Genomic DNA, 22798 nt, shown 5'->3' on the forward strand with positions numbered 1-22798 from the left:
ACTATCTAAGCATGCCAGCATACGTCAGACGTATGGTAATGCTTTTTATTGCTTTTTCCTCTGAATTCCAAGCGATGCAATGAAGCTCAAAATAAAAATCACAGCAATAATCAACAATTGATAGTGATAGCTTGTCGCTGGATTATTGAAGCCGCTAGTCATGGCGACAACAATTGACATTCCAACCGATTGTCCAAATTGATGAACTGTATTGACGACACCCGAAGCGGCGCCCGCAATATCAGCATCCGTATTGGCAACTCCCGCGATAGTCAGCGGGCTTAATCCAAGCCCTTGTCCAACACCAAAGAAAATCATTGGAATACCAACTGCTAGCCAGTATCCATGACTAAGACCAAGCACGGCTGAAAGTAGGACACCAATAATTCCTGATATGATAGAAACTAGAATCAAACGATCATTGCCAATCTTCATTGAAACTCTAGAAACCTGGGTTGCACTGAAGAATTGTGGTAATGTCGCTGGTAAAAAGGCTAGTCCAGCCATCAATGGTGTAAATCCATACACTCGCTGCAAAGCTTGTGGTGTCACAAAGAAGTAGGCAAATGCCGCACCGATGAAGAAGAAACGTGCGATGTAAGCACTGCTACGTTCTCTATCCATAAATAATTTCAATGGCATAATTGGATTCTTGATGCGCTTCTCCGCATAAACAAACAGAATCAAAGCAACAATCGCAACGATCAAGGCCAAAATTTGATGACTGGTACCATCAATGCTGTATACCAAAGCGGATAAACCGATAACTGATAACAGCGTCCCCACAAAGTCTAGATGTCGTGAACCTTCAGTCTTACTGTCATGTACAAAGAATATCGTCAAGACAAACATCAGAATTCCCACTGGCACATTCAAGAAAAAACCGTACCGCCATGAGAACACGCTGGTGATGATGCCACCCAAAATCAGACCAAAGCTAGCACCCAAGCCAGCAGTTGCACCGTATGCCGCAATTGCTCGCGTGCGCATTGTGCCTTGATAGCTATCCAATAACAGTGCCAAAGTAGTTGGTGCTAAAATGGCTGAGCCGATGCCTTGAAATGCCCTCATTGAGATAATCATGGCGGCGTTGGTCGATAGCCCCACCATTAATGAACCAAATGAGAATAAAACCAAACCAATCAAGAACACTCGCTTACGACCAAAAACATCACCGATACGGCCACCAAATAACTGAAAGCCGCCAAATGTTAACGTATAAGCACTGCTTACCCACGCTAACGTCTGAGAATTTAAATGTAGCTCTTGCGCAATCTTTACCGTACTAGTAAAGATAATGGAATTATCTAATAAAATCATGAAATAACTTAATAAAATAATTGGCAATACAATGCCAAATTTTTCTTTGCTCTTACTCATTACAAACTCCTAACTTTAAAGTACTAATTTGGTAAAAGACAAACCTGCAAATGCTTTCTGAGCATTCACAGGTTTGTCTCTTACATAAAGCTCGGCTTAGTGAATTGAGTATCAGGTTCACCCAATCCTAAGTTGGCTTGATGATAATCAGCTTTGCCGGTCAAAAGATCAACAACAAATTGAGCGACCGCTTGACGTGTGACTTGGGCTTCCGTTAAAGGTTCACCTTTCTCGGAAACATGAATCTTAGTATTATTTACTTGGTTGTACAGCCAAGTAATACGTAAAATAACGTAATCCAAATCACTATTTTCCACTAAGTCGGCCGACTTTTTGAGATCAGTTTGCCATGTCAGCCCAGTATTTTGCCGATACCATGTTTGGAATGGCCCACTAACTTCTTGATACAAATCAGGAACATTAGCTACGATAAACCTCTTTACCCCGGCCTTATCTAATGCGTCAATGACTCCCGTAATAATAGCTGGCTTAGCAACAAAACTTAAATATACCGCATCAACACCTTCGGCAGCTTGTCGTACCTTGTCAAATTCCAAAAAATCACCATCAACAAACGTCACTCGTGCTGAATCAAGTTCCGCCAACCGTTGTGAGACGTTATGACCGAATAGCACTAAGTTGTCATCTGTTTGTGCCAACAAATCACCAGTTACCATTTGACCAATTTGACCTGCTGCGCCTAAAATCAAGACTTTCATAAATAAATCCTCCGTGATTATTAAATATTTCTCTAATCAGTCTAATGAGCTTATGTAACCTACTTGTCCAACTGATTGAATGACACTATCATAAACCGATTCTTATTCACTGAAAAATACCGAATAAACATGCTACCATACGTTTTTCGTATAGTATTTCACTCGATTACCTATGGCATACTTATACCGTCACCCTGAAACACCTCTTAAAGCTGAATGAAAAGACAACTTTCAGCCATAACTTAAATATATTTGTCTAACTATAAAGCCCCTACCACTGGTATTTGGTATTCCTCAAGACACAACAAAAAAAGCCCTCCATAACCGGAAGGCCTGATTAATCAAAATTCATCTTATCACTATCGAATCACCAGTACTGAAATCGGTGCATGTTTTGCCATATATGCGGCTTGCGAACCGAAGTACTTACGAACACCATGCTTGGCAACTGAGCCAATGACTAGTAAGTCGGGCTTTAACGCTGGAATCACCGTCTTCACGATGGTTTCACCAGGGTCACCTTCATCAACGACCGCGTTAACATCCGTCACCCCGAAGTCACGGGCCAACTTCTGATACTGCTGAACGTGTTCTTCCAAATCCTTGCGTTGACCATGAACAAAGTCCTTGCTCATCGCTTCATACACATTCATATTATCCTGTTCCAAAATCGAGACGATGGTTAACTTAGCACCGTCACTCTTGGCCCGGTTAATGGCGTACCGAAACGCTAACTGCGCGTCATCCGAATCATCAACCCCGACTAAGATGTGCTTAAATTCCTTAGGACTCATCTCTGACATATGGCTCCACTCCCCATTCTCTGATAATCTGACTACACCCTTATTTTCATCAATTTAGGCGTAATTGTCAATTATGACTGCGGTGCATTTTGTTTCAAGACACGCGCCGGATTACCGACTACGATGACGTTATCTGGAAATGAATGTGTTACGACAGCACCGGCACCAACAATCACGTTGTTGCCCAACGTCACCCCGGGTAAGATCACGGCACTACCACCAATCCAAACATCATTACCAATCGTAATCGGTGCAGTCCGTTCCGCTTCAGTCCGCCGCACAGTTGGGTCTAATGGATGAGCAGGCGTGTACAAGCCAACTTTAGGACCAAATTTGCAATCATTACCAATCGTAATAAGTCCTTCATCACATAACGTGACCCCATGGTTAGCATAAAAATGATTGCCGATACGAATATTGACGCCATAACTAAATTCAAAGGTCGGTTCAACGAAGAACCGGTCACCGGCTGAACGTAAGAGACTTTTCATCTTAGTATTCCGTTCATCATTATCAGCAATCTGATTATATTGCATTAACTTCGTCCGCACGTCTCGCCGACGTTGCTGTAGGATTGGTGATTCTAAGTACAATTCACCATTAATCATTTGTTGATACGCTGGGTCATTATCGATTTCCATGTTTAACTTCCTTTTAAGTATGATACTTTAAGCATACCACACCATTCAAAATTGCTGTATGATGGTTTAAATAAACCTATTGAAAGTAGTGGTTCCATGCAATACGCAATTTTTGATCTCGATAATACCATCCTTGACTTTGACCGCGCTGAAGCGGCTAACCTCGCAGCCGTCTTTCAGCATCATGGCGTCACTGATATTCGCCGTGCAGAAAATGAGTATCAGGCCTATAACGAAACTGTTTGGCAACAAATCGAACAAGGTGCCGATCGTGATAGCTTGTTAGACCAACGATTTCAAGTCTTTCTAGGCACACTGGGCATCACCGTTGACGGTCCTGCGGTTCAACAAGAATACGACCAATTATTAGCGCACAGTTATCAGGTAATTCCCGGCGCCCACGAACTTTTGCGCACGCTGACCAACGCTGGGCTGACCTTACTCGTCGGCACTAACGGTATCAAACACACCCAGCTCAGTCGCTTGGCAGGTGCCCATATGACGCCCTATTTTGATCATATCTTCATCTCTGAAAGTATCGGTTATGCCAAGCCGAACCCACACTTTTTCAGCGCTATTCATGACCAATACCCAGACATGAATGCCACGAATACCGTCATGATTGGTGATAGCCTGCGTTCAGACATCGTGGGAGCGACCACCGCCCATTTACCTAGTATCTGGTACAATCCACAGCATGTGCATAACGACACAACAATTGCCCCAACTTACACTGTGGATAACTTTAAGCAAATGCAAAAACTGTTATTAACAGTTTAAACGCAAAAATAATCAGCAAACTCTGCGCGCAGGCCTAACGTATCTTAAAAACTGAACTATTTAACATATTAGGTATTATGCGGAGTAGTTGTATCGACGGCTTTTAACTCAATAACCTGCTTACCTTGATTTCCAATCAACAAAAAGACCAATTGACGAATCAGCAAGAAAAGCAATTTATATAAAACAGTCGTCGTTGCTTAATTCAAGATTCGGCCGTGAAACAATGCTAATAACAGTTCATCTGGGTAAGCTGTCAAAACGTGCCCTTTCTTCTCAGGTGATAAGATTTGCAGATTTAATCCACTTGACGCTTGCTATCAATTAACGTGCGAGAAGAATAGCTAAAGGAACGGACTAAAAAACAAGTTAGATGCAAATTCTCATAAAATGAAAACACCGTTGCGCTAATAGTCGACGCTTAAATTTAAAAGAATTATAAGCGCGGGTACTTTTAATACTTGATATAATATCAGCATCCATCTAATTTTTTTAAAGATTGTCACCGTTAATACCTTTTTATCACTGTCTAAAGTATCACTGCTTTGTGCGCCGACAATCAACTGCTGTATCTCCTTTATTGGACCTAAACTATCCACAAACGCGATTGCAAAAGAAGTGAAAGTAGCAAGCTTCATAACATAAATAACCAAAAGTATGTACTGATCATCAGGATTTAGAACAAATGTACTAACAACTAAGACCAGTATTGATACTATTAGGAACAGTTGCATTATCAATCGTATTTTTTCCCACCTTGTCTTATTTCTTTTTTTGAGCTTAACTAGACCTAATTTCAATAAGAATTGTTTTTGATGCTGGATTTTCTTATCCATAAAGTACGTTACCAAATAGTACAAACCACTGTAGGCAAAAAATATGAGCACTTGTTTGCATAGCGTCGATTGGAAAATCAGCATGAGAAGCTCATTCGAATATGAAGACATTAATTTAGATAGTCCTTTCTAAAATTACCTAAGTATTTTAGCTTAGATAGCAGTATTTAATAAAAAACGTTGTGTCTAGATTTCTCATTGAAATGAAGCACAACGCTTTTGGTATTAAAAAATAAATGATTATACGCATGAAGAATAACACTATTATGATTCATCAGGTCAGACAAGGGTCATTGCCCATGCACCTACTTTGACAGCGGAGATTAAATTCAGGCGCTGTAAGTGGAAAACCTGCATTATTCCAATAAATTTCGATAATAGTTGAAAGTATCATTGCATGATCTAGTATATAGATAGCTGGGAACTAAGAACACCCGTGGCTAAATATAATAATATGTATTGTGCGTATAGTCGAAATTCATTAACATAATCTGCAAAGCCTATTGAATGGGCACACTGCATCTCATACGATATAAAGCAGGTAATGTTCACACTTTTATTTAACCAAAATAGCGTAAAGACATAAGAATTTTCACGTTCCTCTTATTGTGCCTATCGGATATTTCCGTAGCTAAGTGGGCGGAGTTGATTGACTAGACTCGTATCAATACCATTGTCCTCATCAAACCGTATAAACAATAATTAACCTCAATTAAAAAAAGCCATGCAGCCCCATTCTTACAGTTACGACACAGTAAGAATTAGGCTTCATGACCCATAACACGATTCAAATTTAACCACGCGGCGACGATTGGCAGGAACACCTGTCAATTGATGCCCACCGCACGGCCCAATCAAAGTGACACTAGCCACACCTTTTCTTACAAGGTCAGCACTAGCTATTTTGGTCCAAAAGTGAACCCCTTTTTACAATCCACTATTCTTCAATCTGAACAAAGTGTGTATTACCTAGTCCACCGCCAACTTGCATGACACTGCCGCCATGCCGAAGCTTGCCCAAGTTAACGGGGCGGAAATTCAACGGCCGGACGAGCGCAGCGAATTCTTTCTTGGCAGCAACGTCATCGCCCGCATAGAACAAGACCCGCTTTCCAGGCCCATCAACGTGCCCATCCATAAACTCCGGTGGAATCGTATTGAAGGCTTTAATGACCCGGGCATTGTTAGCTGCACGAGCAATGACTTCACTTCCAGTCAACGGGGCCGTCTTAATTTTCTTAAAGTCAGCCGTAAACTGGTTCGTCACGTCCACCACGATCCGTTGCTTATAATCGGCGACCTGCGCTAATACTGCCGGCGCCTGTTCAAACGGCACTGCAAGAATGACTAACGGCTGTTGTAAGGCTTCAGCAACTTCTACAAAAGCCACATTGGCAGCAAACTCGGCGCGCCGTGTTGCTAAACTAGCCGCACCACTGTGCCGACTTAATTTGATTTGATGATCACCGCGCGCAAAGGTCTTGGCTAATACTGTGCCGACCGTACCGGCACCAATAATTCCAATTTTCATAACTATCCTCCACCTCATCTTTTAATAATGGTTTGAATTAACCGACTTATCTGGTCCGTTATCACGGACTGTCAGCGGTCATCTAGACCAAACCAGCTTATCTTAATGATAGCGAAATCATTATGGAATTGCACCTCATACGCGTCAACTATGCTTGAACTTGTTGGTAAGCCGTAATACCAGCTTTTAATCGTGCCAATCCATCCGTCAGGGTAGTCGTTGGACAAGCCACATTCAGTCGCAAGAAGCGGTTGCCATCACCACGGTAAGCATCTCCCGCTGATAAAAACAACCCGGTTCGTTGGCGAATAAAAGCAGCCAAAGCCGCACTGTCGGTTGTCACTTGACGCACATCCAACCATAATAGATAAGTCGCTTGGGCTTCCACCAACTTGACTTGCGGCAACTCAGCAGTCAAGTAAGTCTGAACTTGACGTTGATTGGCAGCTAGTTTGGTTCGCAATGCAGCTACCCAGTCATGGCCTTCAGTATAGGCCGCAATGCTGGCTGGAATCGCAAACGAATTGGGCTCAGCCAATTCATCATTGTTGATGCCCCGGCTCACTAATGCGCGGACGTGTGCATCGGGAATAATCAACGTTGCCGCGTGTAAGGCTGCCACGTTGAAAGTCTTGCTTGGCGAGATACAGCTGATACTGTTATGTGCTACTGGCGCAGTCAATGATGAAAATGGGGTGTACCTGTGACCGTTAAGGGTCAAGTCACAATGAATCTCATCGGCAACGACTAGCACATGGTATTTCAAGCACAGCTCGCCAAGGCGTTGCAACGTCGCACGCGACCAGACGATGCCGATCGGATTCTGCGGATTGCATAAAATCATCATCGTGGTCAACGGATCAGCTAGTTTCGTCGTCAAATCGTCCCAATCAATCGCGTACGACGCGTCACGTGCCACTAAGTCACTACTCAAGGTATGCCGGCCATTGTTTTCAATTGAATGATAGAAGATATTATAAACCGGAGCCTGAACTAACACGTTATCGCCAGCCGCTGTCATTTTACGAACAATTGATGAAATCGCCGGAACGACGCCGGTGCAGAACATCAACCACTCAATTTGCGGACGGAAGTTGTGTTCCGTTGCCCACCAGTCTGCCACGGCTTCATAGTAAGCCATGGGGACTTCTTCGTAACCGAAGACGCCAAACTGGGCGCGTTTTATCAACGCTTGCTTGATAACTGGTGCCGTTTCAAAGTCCATGTCAGCGACCCACATCGGCAACTCATCATCCGCGACGTCCCACTTAACGGCATTTGTGTGCCGCCGATTAAGCACGGTCTCAAAATCAAACGGCATGGGGTGCACGGCTTTCATGGTCAACACTAATCAGGGTCTGATGAGGATCTACTTCAGGATCATCCATGATGATTTCACCAATGGCTTGCGCATGAATCCGACCACTAAGCGGATTTTTAACGCTATCAATCGTTGAAACCACGTCAGCGTCAATGTTACGACAATATTCAAAAGCTAAGTCCGTATTGAGTAATGTACAGTTTTCCAACTTAACATTATCCATGTAACACAGGCCCTGATCGCTCTCAATCGTACAGTTGACGAACCGAATATTCTTCGAATTCCAGCCCAGGTACTCACCAATGATTTGTGAATCATAAACGGTAACATTTTCACAATTCCATAGCGCATCCTTGGTCATCAGCGTTGCATGATGAATTTCAACGTTCTTAGCACCGTCAAAGGCGTAATTACCGACGAGGCTGAAGCCATCAATGCGAATATTCTGGCTATTCATTCCAAAATAATCACCAGCTGCTTGAACATCATTCAACGTAATATCTTGGCAGTTCCATAACGTTTCTTCCGCATCTGAAAAGTGAACGTGCGCTAACTTAACTTGGCTGGCCCGCCGAAATAGCTTAGGTGCCTGTAGCGTACTATTCGTAATTGTAATATCCTTGGTGTACCAGATGCCAGAGCGAGACATTGTCTCAAACAAGCCTTGATCCACAGTCACATGTTGACTGTACCACAAGGGATATTTCCACTTAAAGATTGGCTGCTTCAACGTGACATTGCGACTTTCCTTCAGTGGTGATTCACCATCAGCAAACGTTGTAGTGTCGATTTCAAGGTCGTGAGCTTTAAAGAGTGCCCGCTCGCCCGTTAAATACTGTTGTGTGATTGTTTTCAATTTAATCTCAATAACTCCTTTATACTGAAACGTGGACCTTTAGTCGCACGATAGGATCAGTGTATTACTTCAACTGCACGTTAAGTCAACTAACTTGTTCGCTTACTGTCCGGAATACTGATTCCAATTATTAGTTCGTGACCGGTTAAGTGCCATCACGCCCTCCAAGTCATGGGGTTGGTAAGGGGTTTCCAAGTACTGTATTTCCGAAGCGGTTAACGCCAACCCCGCTGCCTCAGCCACTGCATCTAAATGATGCGGCTTAGTTGCCCCAATAATCGGCGCCGTTACTCGTTGTTGTAGCCAGGCCAAATTAATGGCCGCCATTGAAACATGATGTTGGTGGGCCAGTTCCTCAACGCGATCAATAATTGGTTTATCCATCTCGCTGGTAGCTTGGTATTTGGTATCAGCAAACGTATCTTGTTGTCGCCGAGTAGTCTGGGTGCCAAAAGGATGTGCCAACCGGCCACTAGCTAATGGACTATACGGCGTCGTTGCCAAACCGTTCTCATGAGCATAACTGAACAGTTCCCGTTCATCCTCGCGATAGACCAAATTATAATGACTCTGGATCGAGACAAATTGTGGGTAACCATAACGAACCGCTAGCGCATTGATCTGCGCAATCTGCCAGGAATAGGCGTTAGAAATCCCAATGTAACGAACCTTACCGGCCTGAACAGCTTCATTAAGTCCAGCCATGATTTCAGCCATTGGTGTTAACCAGTCCCAGATATGATAAATATATAAATCAACATAGTCTGTCTGTAAATTCTGTAGACTCTGGTCGAGGGACCGCAAGACGTGTTCACGCCCACTGACATGATTTTCGATTTCTTGGGTTGTCCGATTCGTAAACTTGGTTGCCAGTACCAATTGATCTCGCTGAAATTTCTTTAGTCCTTGTCCCAAGACACGTTCACTCGCACCCGCTTGATAGACCGGCGCCGTATCAAAAAAGTTAATCCCCAGTGATATCGCGCGATCAAGTACCTGGTTCGCCTGCATTTGACCAACTGCCCACGAGCGCTGATTAAGTGCCGTTCCAGTCCCCGCACCAAAGCCCATACACCCAAGTGCGATCGACGAGACTTTTAAATCGGATGTTCCTAACTGTCGATATTGCATTGCATCACAACTCCCTTCGTTAACTCATTACCCTCTTTATTAAAACGCGATCCGTTGGCAGAGTAAAATACCTAGTTCAAATAATCAATTATAACCATTCCGTATAGTTATCCGTCATCCAGTCGTTTTAGGAATTAATGACCGTTATTAGTCACCAATCATTATTTTCAATGTGCCTGGCGACATCCAAGCGTGGCACCGTACTCCAGGTGTTGGGCCAAAAATGAACAGCACGTTTGCAACCATACCAGGCCACATCCTGCAGTGAGTGTCACCGACCGATTTTAAGGTCGAACCACTGATAAACCGGTTTTGTGGGCACCACCACAACTCACCGTGACCACCTCCGCCAACTCAATTTTCCAACACAAAACCGACCATTCTGGAATTTACACCTTTTCCAGAACGGTCGGTCATGACAACTGATTGAATCGCCGTAAGCATCGCTACCGACACGACGACAATGTTTATTTCAGTTTTACCTTAATTTTTAACTTTTTAGGCGCTTGATGGCGCGCTAAGATTAATTGCCAGCCCACTTTAACCAGCGTACTAATAACAGTCATCACGACCATTAACGATAATTTTCGACGCATTCGGCATCACCTCAATTAATTTAAATCGAGCATACCACACTTTAATCGACGTGAGCGGAATTTTGCAACTGAATCATATCATAGTAGTAACCATGCTGTTGCAATAGCTCGTCGTTGGACCCGCGTTCAACGATTTGCCCCTGATTTAAGACCAGGATCAAATCAGCATTTTGAATCGTGGACAAGCGGTGGGCAATCGCAATCGTCGTGCGGTTCTCCTGAATCCGATCCAAACCAGTCTGAATCATCTCTTCGGTCTCAGTATCGACGTTCGCCGTGGCTTCGTCCAAGATTAAAATCTTAGGGTCAGTCACAATCGTCCGCGCAAATGAAATCAATTGCCGCTGTCCTGAAGAATAACTGGCCCCGCGCTCAATGACGCGTGACTGATAATTCTCAGGTAAATCGTTGATGAAGTCATCGGCCTTTACAAACCGTGCCGCTGCTTGAACTTGTTCATCTGAAATCTGATCGTTAAACATTCGGATGTTGGAATTAATATCACCATAAAACATAAACGGTTCTTGCAAGACCAACCCCATCTTCTGTCGCAATTCCTCAGCCGGATACTCACGAATGTCGCGATCATCAATTAAAACTTCTCCTGACTGAAACTCATAAAACCGCATCAAAACATTAATCGTCGACGTTTTTCCACTCCCCGTCTGACCAACTAGTGCCACCGTTTGGCCTGGTTCAGCCACGAATGAAACGTCTTTTAAGACCGGATGCTGGCCGTCATAGGCAAAGGTGACGTGCCGAAATTCAATCTTACCGCGCGTAATCTTAGCCGTAGGATCGACGTGTTGGGCCGGGGCAATCGTTGGATCATCCATGACCCGTAAAACCCGTGATCCGGCGACGACGCCATCTTGAAAGTCTGACAAATTATCCATCATCGACGTCATCGGATTATAGAAGTTATTCAGGTACGTGATGAACGCATAAACGACCCCGGCAGCCACATAACCATTGAGTCCACGAACCCCGAAGATTCCCAGAACCATGACCGTCCCTAACGCATAAAACAAGTCGATCAGTGGACTTAATAATAATGAGTTCGTCCGGATCATCGCTTGGCGGGTCTTAAAATAGGCATCATTGGTATGATCAAATTCACCATTGATACGGTGTTCTTGTCGAAATTGCTGAATTACACTAATTCCAGTGATTGCTTCACTTAACTTGGTATTCAACTCACTGAGCCGTTCCCGCATTCGCCGGTAAACCCGTGAGCTATACCGTTGATAATACCAAATCGTTACAGCCAAAAAAGGCATGAAAACCAATAACCACAAGGCAATCTGCGCATCGGTGAGATACATCGCGACAAACGACGAAATCACCGCAAAAAAGGCGGTAAATAATGTATTAAACAACGCCCAAAAATTGGAAAACGACATCGTATCGTTAGTCAGGCGTGACAAAATTGAGCCACCAGGGACTTGATCAAAGTAGCGCATGCCCATCCGATGCAACTTGGCGAACATTTGTCGGCGGACATTTTCAAGCATATATTCTGCCCCCATCGTACTACTGAAGTTCTGTACGAACTGCATCAACGCGCGCACAACCATGCCGAAGAAATAGAGGCCCGCAAAGTACCACATGACCGGTACCGTGGCGTGTCCTGTTTTGAGATAATGATCAATAAAGGTCTGTAATACACGCGGTAGATAGATATTAACCACACTAATCAGACCGGAAAAAACGATGGCCGCAATAAAAAAACATTTGAACGGTTTCGCATACGGCAATAGTCGCCGAATAACCGTGAGTTGTTCCTTAACAGGCATGGAACGTGCCCATACCGATTGACGTGCTGCCATTATTGCACCGCTCCTTCCACTTTGGTCTCCAATTGTTGGCGCGTAAACATCTTCTGATACCACCCGTGTTGCGTCATTAATTGCGCGTGGGTCCCTCGTTCAACAACGTGACCGGCATCCAACACAATGATTTCATCAGCGTTCATCACCGAACTTAACCGGTGGGCCGCGATAATCGTCGTTTTGTCTGCTCGTTCTGCCTTTAGATTAGCTAAAATTTCTGCCTCAGTTTCGGCATCAACCGCGGATAACGCATCATCTAAGATCAGCAATTCAGGATTGATGAGTAAGGCCCGCGCAATGGCTAGTCGTTGGCGTTGCCCTCCAGATAGCGAGATACCTTCCTCACCAACTTGGGTATCGTAACCAGCGGGCATGCTGGCAATCTGACCACTCAAATCACTCTTGGTGGCGACCGCTTCCACAACGGCTTGACTCACAGTCGGATCGGCAAAACGAATATTTTCACGAATCGTATTCGAGAACAGAAAACTATCTTGGGGCACATAACCAAGGGCTGGTAAGTAACTATCAAGCGCATACTGCTTAATATCGTGACCACCATAAGTAATGTGGCCCTCGTACTGATCAAATTCACGCAAAATCAGTTTCATAATCGTTGATTTACCAGCACCAACCCGCCCGACAATTCCGAGCGTCTGTCCCGCCTTCAAAGTAAAGTCCACGTTACTCAGACTGGTTCCTGCATCGTTGGGATAATTGAACTGCTTGATTTGATACTGAATATCACCATGCGGGCGCTGTTCAATGCCCCGTTTGGCATCAATAATGGCACTTTGCTGATTCAATAATTCCATGACCCGATCATACGAGGCGTTTCCCCGTTCCATCGTGTTGAATAACATCCCGACCGCAAACATCGGCCAGACCATCATTCCCAAATAAGTGACGAACGAGACCAAGTTACCGATTGTAATGACACCGTGGGTCACGTACAACCCGCCCAAAATAATTGTGGCGCCGTAAGATAACGCAATAATCATGGTAATCGCGGGATCAAATAGCGAGTCGAGTACGTTGACATGCCGATTGATCTTAATCGTCTGATCAATCTGTTGATTAAAATCAGCAACATCGGCCTTTTCCTGACCTAGCGCTTTGATCACTTTGATTCCACTGATACTCTCCTGCGCCTTATTATTCAGTCGCGAAAAGGCGGCTTGGGAGGCACGAAACGCGACGTGAATTTTTTTACCCAAATACCGTGACACGATCGCTAATAATGGGAAAGGCACCACCGCAATCAGCGTCAGTCGCCAGTCGATTAGTGTCATCATCGCAATCAGCGTTGTCCCACCAGTAATAATGGAATCCGCAAATTGGAGAATGCCACCACCAGCGACCCGTTCAACCGCCGTGAGATCATTGGTCGCATGGGCCATCAAGTCCCCGGTACGGTATTGCTGATAAAACGTCGCATCCATCTTCATAAAATGCCAAAAGAGTCGTTCCCGCAGCGTTCGTTCAAGGCCGGCTGCACCACCCCAGATGGCATTCCGCCATAAATAACGCGCCAGGTACTGACCAACGGCGGCCACACCAATAATAACTAAATAGACCGTCAGCGTGTGCGCCGTCAAGCTGTGCTGATTAATCCCATCAACGACGTCCCCAATAATCCGGGGTGGCACAATGCCGATAATGGCAGTCAAAACTAGTCCAAGCACCCCCGCGAGGTACAACTTCCATTCACGCCGAAAATACCAGCCTAATTTCAAAAATATACTCACAGCGCACCTCCAATAATTTGATTAAAATTTAATTAGACAACTTTTTATAATACCATACCTCGCGCAAACCCCTTAATGATAAGTTCCATCCCGAATGCAAAGTGATTGCACCAGATTGAAAATAAGCTTAAACTGGGGACGTTAGTGGGACGGTCATTACGATCGTCCCTTTCAATCGTAAAAATTCAGATTACTGATTTTTACCACCGACTATTGGGCTTGGTGAGCTGTCCAAAATACGCCAATTATTTTTATAAGGAGTGTTGATTGTGTCCCAACCAAGTACCGTCACTTTAAAAACCAAACTGGCAATCTTATCCGTTGGTTTACTCTCATTTGTCGGGATTCTCGTGGAAACATCGATGAATGTGACGTTCCCCACGCTGATTAAAACAATGAGGGTTTCACTAGATACCGTCCAGTGGCTGACGACCGGTTACCTATTACTGACAACCATTGTCATGAGTACCACGGCCTATGTTCTAAAGCGGTTTAACCCCAAGCCCTTATTCTTATTTGCCGCCCTCGTGTGTCTGCTTGGGGGCATTCTTTGTTGGTTAGCGCCGAATTTCTCCGTATTATTAACTGGCCGCCTTTTACAGGCCGTAGCCACTGGGATTTCGATTCCACTGATGTTCCAGTTGATTTTCACTTACGTCCCTCGCAATCAACTAGGAACTTATACCGGTTTAGCTAGTGTCATCGTGTCTCTAGCCCCGGCTCTCGGACCAACTTATGGCGGGATTTTAACTAGCGTCTGGTCATGGCGGGCAATTTTCGTTGGTATCGTACCGTTATTGGCATTACTGGCAATCTTAGGGGCGTTCAACATTTCGGGGAAGGCCTTAGGTGTTGGCGATAAAAAATTCGACTATCTGGGCGCAATCCTTTTAGCCATCACCTTCACTAGTCTGTTGTTCACGTTTAACAACGCGGGAACTCACGGCTGGCTGTCGCCGAACTTCGGCCTCTGGTGTCTATGGAGCATCGTGATGATTGGTGCAATGGTGACGTACGCCATCAAGGGGCGTCGCCAACTGATTGATTATTCAATTCTCAAATTGCCAATCTTGCGACTTCGGCTATTTAATTACTTTGGTTTACAATTCATTAATATCGGGTTGTCGTTCGTTCTGCCACTTTTCGCCCAAACCGTCCTTGGGGCTTCGGCCATGACGGCGGGGCTCATGATGCTTCCCGGCGCAATCGTCGGCGCCATCACTGGGCCAATCGCCGGTCGAATTTACGATAAACAAGGCCCAACGACCTTATTAACATTTAGTGCCATCATGGCGAGCGCCGCCTTACTATTATTCTGGCTGACAACCGATTACTTCACAGTCATCATCATGGCTGTCATTTACGCGCTACTACGCGTCGGCTTTAATACTGGTTTTGGGACTGCGATTTCGGATGGTAGCACCCGCGTCCCTCTGCCTCAAAAATCCGATCAAAACTCGATGTTCAGTATGATGCAACAGTACGCCGGTTCAATCGGGACCAGTATTATGTCCGCTGTAATTGCCGGCTATGAAATTCATCACCCGACCGTAACTGGAACAATTATGGGAAGCAAGTTGGATTTCTTGCTATTATTCGTGTTGGCGATCGCCATTTTGATTAATGTTCTGCATGTTAAACGACTTGAAGCGGGGCAAAACTAGGATTGACTGATAGCATCGTTAGTCTTGAAAGTGGATTGATTGCTGCATTTTTGGAGATTAATTATTTAAATGCTTTAAATCTACATCGAAAAGGCTCAGGTTTTCTTTGACCTGGGCCTTTTCGCGTACTCTAGCGTCAATAAACACACTATTAAGCAAATTACTATCTCAATGCTTTCTCAAATAGAGTTTCCATATTATGATGACATAATTGAAAGCTAGTGACATTACAAAATAAATAATGGAAATACCCAAAACATTAGCACAGTATTCTGTAAACCAATATTTGTATTGTGTGAGAAAATCATATCCACCATGTAAAACAAAAAAATAAATAACTGATATTCCAAAAACAATCATGCTTTGTTTGAAACTTGATTTAAAAACAGCCATCATATCCTACTCCCATCTATTGAAACCGGTTTCGTTTTGTCTTATTATACATACGCAATTCAAAAATGTACACTACCGGAATAAGGAGGAAGTTCAATGAATTATACCAGTCAAGCTAACATTCACAAATTTACTTTGGTCATTATTTTATTGAGCAGTATCCTAATATCTACTACCATAACTTTGGAAATTTCTGCCAATACAACATCATCGTCACAACAAGCCATAGATTGTATCTCTCAAGAATTAGCAGATGTATCAAATAGCATTCAGTATGATCCCCAGACTGGATTAGCAACAAACTTAGATGTGAACACTTTAGTATCAAAATACGGTTCCAATAACCAGAACCAATTGCAGCATATCAACGAGATAATGAAATATGAATACAAGCTAAATAGTATTCAAACTAGAAGTTTTTGGTCCTGTATGAAAAATCAATTATTGGACATGATTGGCTATCAAACTTTCCAAGCATTATTACGCGGAGGCATTCAAGGATTAATCCAAAGAAAGACGTGGAAGGCAGCGGCTAAATTACTAATCAGATACCTTGGAGATGGCATCGGAGTCGGGTTTATCGCCGCACAATTGGCCTGGTACGCGATTAGATGTGCCTAGTTATTCATTAGTTGCGCTCACTCGTAGAAAAAAGTAATGTCTTCGAATTATGGTATCAGTAAAATTAAAATTTAACCCTTTTCGAGAAAAAAACCGCGCCCCCAAGACGCGGTTTTTCGTCTTGGAAGCGCGATAATATGATTACCAGTAATTACTTACCAGCTTTCATCTGAATTTCAGCCTCGGCTGGAACTTGCATATCGTGTTGCTTGAGGAAGACCATGGAAGCCCACAGTAATCCCAGCGACACAATCGTAATTCCTGCTAAGACAACGATTGATGACCAGAAAATACCACTACCCCAACCACCAGTTAAGGCTTGCCGGAACGCTTGAATCGAGTACGTTAATGGCAAATACGGGTGAATAGCGTTGAAGAACTTGTTGGTAATTTCCATTGGGAAGGTCCCACCAGAACCACCAAGTTGTAGCATCAAGATAACCATTGCGACGAACCGTCCTGGGTTATCGAATAGCATCGATAAGAACATGACTAGGAACATTGACGCTAAGGCAATCATGATTGCCGTCAAGTAGTATTCAGGTACACTGATTGGTTTCAAACCAGCAACTAATAACACTGTCGCTTCGATGACCGCCATCGCAAGTGCTACGGGACCACCAACAGCAACTTTACTCCAGAACCATTGTGTTGGCGTGCCGTCGTCATCCGCAATCCGTCGAATTGGATAAGCGAAGTTGAAGACGATTGCCCCAACATACAAAGCCAGTGACAAGACGTAAGGTGCTAACGCATGACCATAGTTTGGCACGTGCGTGTAGTCTTTATAGGACGTCTTAGTTGGCGCCGCCATCATTTTCGCATTCGCGTTCTTTAATGGTGTCGCGTTAACTTGATCCGCACCTTCTTGTAAGGAAGTCGCGAGTGTCTTGTTACCGTTCTTGATCTGCTTTGTCCCGGATAGGAGTTTGGCAGAGTTGTTGTCAAGCTGGGTGGCCCCGTCATTTAATTGACTGACACCAGCCATTAAGGCCGGCACTTGTCCATTTAGTGTGTTCAGCCCACTAGTAACTTGCCTCGAGCCACTAAATAGTTGTTGTACAGCACTAACCAGAACGGGAATCTGCCCATTAAGTGTTGATAAGCCATTTGTAACCTGTGCAGAACCATTCTTGAGTTTCGTAACTCCAGTTGCTAATTCGCCAGTCTTACTGTTCAATTGACCTAGTCCATTAGTTACTTTAGATGAACCACTTGTAACTTGACTTGAACCTTTAAATAGCGCATCCACACCAGAAACAAGCACTGGTATCTGGCTATTCAGTTGTGCATTTCCGTCTGCCACTTGACTTGCACCAGCATTCAATTGTCCAGACTTGGCAGCAATTTGTTCGCTACCATTAGTTATTTGATCAATTGAAGATACAAGTGTTGGCACGGCCGAACTAATTACGCCAAGTTTTTCATTGATAAGCGCAGAACCGCCATTTAAACTATCATTATTTTGTATTAATTTGTTCGTCCCTCCTGAAATTCCAGCAGCAAGCTGTGACTCACCATTAATTCCAGCTACTAGTGTGGGAACATTTTCATTGAGACTTGTGAGTCCCGCACTCAATTTGGATGTTTTTGTCTTCAATTGGTTTAACTCAGACGTAAAGTTTGTCGAAGATGTTTCTAGCTCGGAAACCGAATCACTCATACTACTGAGGTCACTTATCAGGCTGTCAACACCATCTTGCAAATCACTAAATTTAGTAACTAAATCCGTTTGTTGTGAGGTTGCAGCCGCATTACTTTTCAGCATCGATTGTAATTTCGAAGCATCACTAGCTAATGCTGTCTTAGTACTTTCATTTGAGGCTGTACTTGTAGTTGCGCCAACATCACTTAGTTTCGCTTCCAAAGCGGCAACTTGTTCATCTGTTAATCCATTCGAACTTTGAACTTCCTTGATTCGGCTATTAATTTTAGCTGTTAAGTCGGTATTATTAGTTGTCGTTGAGCTAGAAATCTTAGAGATATTCGTTTGCATATCGCTAACAACAGTTGCAATATCACTATTATTAGATTGACTTTGCTGAGTCGAAAGTTGCTTTTGAAAGCTCTGTAAAGCTAATTTCATATCTGCCATGCCTTGCTGTAAATTAGCAATCTTTTGTTGATTGGCAGGATCTTTCAATGCTTGTCCTTTTTCACTAATTTCTGACGTCATACTGCCACTTGCTGTAGAAAACTGACCAACAGCACCATCAATTTTCCTTGCTCCATCAGCTAACTCAGCAGCCTGTGTTGGCAAGTCTTTTGTACTCTTTTTTAATTCTGTCGCAACAGTATTTGCTTGAGAGGCATAGCCATTAACGGTAGCGACACCATTAGTATAGCCACTGATACCTTTTTGAAGCGTATCTGCTCCGGTGGCTAATTCACCAACACCACTGAACTGCTTAGCACCTTGATTCAACTGTTTCAAATAATTGGTCACAGTATAAACGCCACCAGTATACTGGGCTACCCCCACTCTCAATGTTTCAGAGCCATTCGCTAATTGATTGACACCACTTGCTAATTTAGTACTATTGCCCGCGAGCGTCCCTAAGCCAGTAGTTACTTGACTTGAGCCAGAAGTCACTTGACCTGAACCACTGAACAGCTGAGTAACAGCACCGCTGAGCGCCGGAATTTGATTATCTAATGTCACTAAGCCATTTGTAACCTGTCCTGACCCATTTTCCAGTTGTGAAACACCACTGGAAAGTGTCCCCGTTTTGCTATTCAATTGTCCAAGACCATTCGTTACTTTATTGGAACCATCCGCTAACTTGGAAACACCATTTGATAACGGTGTCACACTGGTTTTAAGCTCGACCGTCCCGTTCTTCAACGTATGAACACCCGTCGTATACGTCGTCAAGCCATCCTGCAGTTCGACGCCACCATCTTTAAGCTTGGTAGCCCCATCGGCGGCTTTTTGATAGCCCTTACCGGCAGTCCGAATCTGCTTGAAGATTGCTAATGCGTAGGCCTTAGTGACTTGCGCCCGAATACTCTTATTAACTCGTGAAACACCAGTATCGGTAATGACCTTAGCAATATAATTCAACGATTCGTTGGTCTCATAATGCAAGTTCATCTTTTTCGGATTGGTATCCGTCATCGTTGTGGCATTTTTTGAGAAATTGCTAGGAATCGTGACGACCGTGTAATATTTCCGGTCTTTCAATCCCTGCTTGGCTTTTTTAGCCGACACAAAGTGCCAATCCAAATCGTTATTTTTCTTTAAATTCGTCACGACTTGCTTACCACCTGCAAACTTTTCGCCTTGATAGTTCACTGACTTATCTTCATTAACGACAGCCACTGGTAAGTTTTGCGTATCCCCGTATGGATCCCACACCGACTTCAAGAAGAAGATGCTGTATAAAAACGGGATCAAAATCATGACTGAAACTGAAATCCATAGTATTTTGCTATGACGAATTGACCGCCATTCGTCGCGTATCATTTTCACAACCTGAAACCTTCCTTCAAATAATTAAACTGTGTGTTGCTCAAGTGAAAACACCGTCGCAAGCGTCCCCTGAATCATCACCTGCGTGCTGGCCGCCTGACCATCACGATGACCGTTATTGAGCCACTGGACAATACTTGTGACGACCCCACTGACTAAGTACGCCGTCAAATCGGGATGCTGCGACTGGCGAATCATCGCAAAAACCCGATCATCCGCCCCCGTCTCGGCGACCGTGACAAAACAGTCATTGATCACTTGTTGAGAACGGGTATTGTCACCCTCATTGTTCGTCACTAATAAATGTCGTAAAACTTGCGTGTGCGCCCCGATAAACGTCGACATAATTGCCGAACCAACCGTATCAGTTCGCTCAGCAGCCAATAGTTCATCTAACGTGTGCATCACCATCTGCCTGAGCAAATCAAATTTATCCGTATAATAACGATAAAAACTACTGCGATGTATAAATGCTTGCTTACAGATCTGCTCAACCGTAATTTGTGAGATTGAACGTTGCTCCAACAATTGGTACATCGCCCGCTGTAAATCCAGCTCCGTACGAATTGAAATTACCATCACCCCGTTTTTAAATTCTTATATTCGAATAGAAGAATATATTTGCCATAAAAACACCGCTGCATCCCCGTGCAACGATTGCTGGTGTTCATGCAGTTTAGTGCAAGTACGGTTTCAATTCCAAGTCCGCCTTAAGCGTGTGAATCAAATGCTCAACTTGCGTTAGTGGCGCGTCAAACGTCACCCGATAATAGTTACGGGTCCCCTGATGTTCAACTGCGACAAAGTGTCGTTCCTTTAACGTCTTCAATTGATGCGAAACGGCCGGTTGCGAAATATGCATCCGTTCAGTTAATTCACCAACAGTCATGCCCTGCGCGTGTTGCGAAAGTTCAATCATGATTTGTTGACGCCGTTCATCGGCTAAGACTTCAAAGATCGGAATTGTTTCTCGAAATTCTTGCAGTGCTTCTTCACTACTGACCATGCGATTAGCCTCCTATATTCTTATATTCTAATGTTCGAATGTATCAATGATAAAGCTTTTTGAATCCGTTTGCAACACCTAAATCCACTTTGTCGGCAAACGCGACAAATTATTATTTTTGTCGCATTTGACGCAAAAAAAGACGCCTGACCACGCAGTCAGACGTCTCCAAGGGTAATTAGTACTAGCAATCAAAACGATTGATAGCAACGTCCGGTTGGGAGCCGGAGCCGTTGTATGGAAAATCATAGGTGTTTGGGAAGGCCCCATGATCTAAGACATCGCGTTACTTGTTAATAATGACAGAAACATCAGCAAATTAACGGCGGTTAAGTAACTCGAATAACTACAGTATAATCGCTCAGTGAAACTTTGCTAGTCCTACTTTGAACCTTTTGTCGTAAAACAGGACATTTAGATTAAATTGTTGTATGAAACAACGACATTTAACAGCCGACCGTGCCCATTATGCTGACCTAGATGACTGTCTTGCCGCTTAATTCAACGCCTTCTTCACATATTTGTAACCATACTTAACCAACTCGCGCTCGACTTGCTTACTAGTGGTCGTCGATTGAGACGAGCGACTCGCACTCGTATTCTGACTACTGCTGACTTTGTCAGCCCCAGCAACCTGCATCGTCGAATCCGCTTTCCCACGACCAGTAGCATAGTCGAAACTAACGCCAGGTTCAACGTTCCAAATATAGACGTTGAAATTGACACTGCCATCGGTTGAGACTGCTTGCGACCAGTAACCACGAGGCATCAATTCGTTGCCACGGAAAACCGTTGTCACACGATAAATGACTTTTTTACCTTGTTCTAACGCCGTACGCACCTGATCTTCATAAATCTGCATCGTTTTTTGATTCGAGTAGGCCGTCTGAGTTGCCAAGTTTTTCGGGTTATCTAAGCTACCATCTTCACCAGCGCGATACTGCCCATTAGACGTCAAGTTAAAGGATAACGTGTAAGCAATCAAGTGCCCACGATTTTGCGGATAGACCCGCTTACCATTAACGGTAAGCGGTTGATTATGCCAGCCAGTTGGGCTCCACGTTTGCGCCGTCCGTCCTTCAGACCGTCCTAAATTGGCCTTGCTCAAGTAAGCCGTGTCCGTGGTTGTCCGATTCAATGAATCTAAATTACCGTAATCAATCTTAGAATTTTTCCACTGACTCGCTGCCAGCGTACTCTTACCGCTATTAACTTTGATGGCCGCAGCACTGCCCGATTGATAAGTCATTTTTGCCAGTTGTTTGTAAGTTTGTTGCGTATTACCAGTCGCACTGGTCGTTTGATTACGACTGGATTCAGACTGCTGACTAGTCGTCGAACTCGTCGTATCCGTACCAGACGTTAACAAGCTACAACCACCCAACAGCAAGCTCAAACTCAAGAGACCCGCTATGCCAACGCGTCGCATTAATTTCACCATGATTCTCTTCCACCCCATCTTTTTTAA

General features: G+C 44.0%; 19 protein-coding genes. 3 read left to right on the plus strand and 16 right to left on the minus strand.

The window, feature by feature from the left end; genetic code table 11:
- Positions 1-45: 45 nt before the first annotated feature.
- The 4 genes from MZO41_RS09930 to MZO41_RS09945 all read right to left on the minus strand — a co-directional run bounded on the left by MZO41_RS09930 (position 46) and on the right by MZO41_RS09945 (position 3543).
- Positions 46-1380, minus strand: coding sequence for an MFS transporter (locus tag MZO41_RS09930; RefSeq protein ID WP_003642163.1), 1335 nt, complete (start codon positions 1378-1380; stop codon positions 46-48).
- A gap of 80 nt (positions 1381-1460) precedes the next feature.
- Complete coding sequence (locus tag MZO41_RS09935; protein ID WP_003642164.1) at positions 1461-2099, minus strand: NAD(P)H-binding protein; 639 nt, start codon at positions 2097-2099, stop codon at positions 1461-1463.
- Positions 2100-2458: 359 nt separating this feature from the next.
- A complete protein-coding gene (locus MZO41_RS09940) occupies positions 2459-2902 on the minus strand; it encodes a universal stress protein (RefSeq protein WP_003642165.1) in 444 nt (147 codons plus the stop codon).
- 71 nt (positions 2903-2973) lie between these two features.
- Positions 2974-3543: a sugar O-acetyltransferase gene (locus tag MZO41_RS09945; protein ID WP_003642166.1), complete on the minus strand. Its 570-nt coding sequence runs from the start codon at positions 3541-3543 to the stop codon at positions 2974-2976.
- Positions 3544-3639: 96 nt separating this feature from the next.
- Between MZO41_RS09945 and MZO41_RS09950 the strand changes: the two genes are divergently transcribed.
- Positions 3640-4323 (plus strand): YjjG family noncanonical pyrimidine nucleotidase, encoded by a 684-nt coding sequence (locus MZO41_RS09950; protein WP_013355884.1) that lies wholly within the window; start codon positions 3640-3642, stop codon positions 4321-4323.
- A gap of 407 nt (positions 4324-4730) precedes the next feature.
- Here MZO41_RS09950 and MZO41_RS09955 read toward each other — a convergent pair whose 3' ends face one another.
- The 8 genes from MZO41_RS09955 to MZO41_RS09985 form a co-directional block, all read right to left on the minus strand.
- On the minus strand, positions 4731-5159 hold the full coding sequence (locus MZO41_RS09955; RefSeq protein ID WP_225442974.1) for a hypothetical protein: 429 nt from the start codon (positions 5157-5159) through the stop codon (positions 4731-4733).
- 937 nt (positions 5160-6096) lie between these two features.
- Positions 6097-6690 carry an NADPH-dependent F420 reductase gene (locus MZO41_RS09960; RefSeq protein ID WP_003642169.1) on the minus strand — a complete coding sequence of 198 codons (594 nt, stop codon included), beginning with the start codon at positions 6688-6690 and terminating at the stop codon, positions 6097-6099.
- A gap of 148 nt (positions 6691-6838) precedes the next feature.
- On the minus strand, positions 6839-8011 hold the full coding sequence (locus MZO41_RS09965; RefSeq protein ID WP_128650857.1) for a MalY/PatB family protein: 1173 nt from the start codon (positions 8009-8011) through the stop codon (positions 6839-6841).
- Positions 8001-8867 carry a DUF3737 family protein gene (locus MZO41_RS09970; RefSeq protein WP_003642171.1) on the minus strand — a complete coding sequence of 289 codons (867 nt, stop codon included), beginning with the start codon at positions 8865-8867 and terminating at the stop codon, positions 8001-8003. The genes MZO41_RS09965 and MZO41_RS09970 overlap by 11 nt, the downstream gene beginning before the upstream one ends.
- A gap of 102 nt (positions 8868-8969) precedes the next feature.
- Positions 8970-9998 carry an aldo/keto reductase gene (locus MZO41_RS09975; RefSeq protein WP_003642172.1) on the minus strand — a complete coding sequence of 343 codons (1029 nt, stop codon included), beginning with the start codon at positions 9996-9998 and terminating at the stop codon, positions 8970-8972.
- 467 nt (positions 9999-10465) lie between these two features.
- Complete coding sequence (locus tag MZO41_RS16835; RefSeq protein WP_003642173.1) at positions 10466-10594, minus strand: hypothetical protein; 129 nt, start codon at positions 10592-10594, stop codon at positions 10466-10468.
- Positions 10595-10635: 41 nt separating this feature from the next.
- Positions 10636-12423, minus strand: coding sequence for an ABC transporter ATP-binding protein (locus MZO41_RS09980; protein ID WP_003642174.1), 1788 nt, complete (start codon positions 12421-12423; stop codon positions 10636-10638).
- Positions 12423-14174 carry an ABC transporter ATP-binding protein gene (locus tag MZO41_RS09985; protein WP_003642175.1) on the minus strand — a complete coding sequence of 584 codons (1752 nt, stop codon included), beginning with the start codon at positions 14172-14174 and terminating at the stop codon, positions 12423-12425. Before MZO41_RS09985 ends, MZO41_RS09980 begins: the two co-directional genes overlap by 1 nt.
- Before the next feature lie 269 nt (positions 14175-14443).
- Between MZO41_RS09985 and MZO41_RS09990 the strand changes: the two genes are divergently transcribed.
- Entirely contained in the window at positions 14444-15838 is a 1395-nt protein-coding gene (locus tag MZO41_RS09990) for an MFS transporter (RefSeq protein ID WP_003642176.1), read from the plus strand.
- A 489-nt stretch (positions 15839-16327) separates the two neighbouring features.
- The gene (locus tag MZO41_RS09995; protein WP_003642178.1) at positions 16328-16852 is read left to right on the plus strand and encodes a hypothetical protein; all 525 of its coding nucleotides are present in this window, start codon (positions 16328-16330) and stop codon (positions 16850-16852) included.
- Positions 16853-17003: 151 nt separating this feature from the next.
- Here the strand turns inward: MZO41_RS09995 and MZO41_RS10000 are convergent, their stop codons facing one another.
- The 4 genes from MZO41_RS10000 to MZO41_RS10015 form a co-directional block, all read right to left on the minus strand.
- Positions 17004-20324, minus strand: coding sequence for a YhgE/Pip domain-containing protein (locus tag MZO41_RS10000; protein ID WP_013355886.1), 3321 nt, complete (start codon positions 20322-20324; stop codon positions 17004-17006).
- A gap of 24 nt (positions 20325-20348) precedes the next feature.
- Positions 20349-20903, minus strand: coding sequence for a TetR/AcrR family transcriptional regulator (locus MZO41_RS10005; RefSeq protein WP_003642180.1), 555 nt, complete (start codon positions 20901-20903; stop codon positions 20349-20351).
- Between the two features lie 97 nt (positions 20904-21000).
- Complete coding sequence (locus MZO41_RS10010) at positions 21001-21330, minus strand: ArsR/SmtB family transcription factor (RefSeq protein WP_003642181.1); 330 nt, start codon at positions 21328-21330, stop codon at positions 21001-21003.
- Between the two features lie 496 nt (positions 21331-21826).
- Complete coding sequence (locus MZO41_RS10015) at positions 21827-22771, minus strand: DNA/RNA non-specific endonuclease (RefSeq protein WP_003644776.1); 945 nt, start codon at positions 22769-22771, stop codon at positions 21827-21829.
- Positions 22772-22798 lie beyond the last annotated feature (27 nt).

It is taken from the genome of Lactiplantibacillus sp. C232, from assembly GCF_023806725.1.
In the GTDB taxonomy this organism is placed as follows: Bacteria; Bacillota; Bacilli; order Lactobacillales; family Lactobacillaceae; genus Lactiplantibacillus; species Lactiplantibacillus plantarum.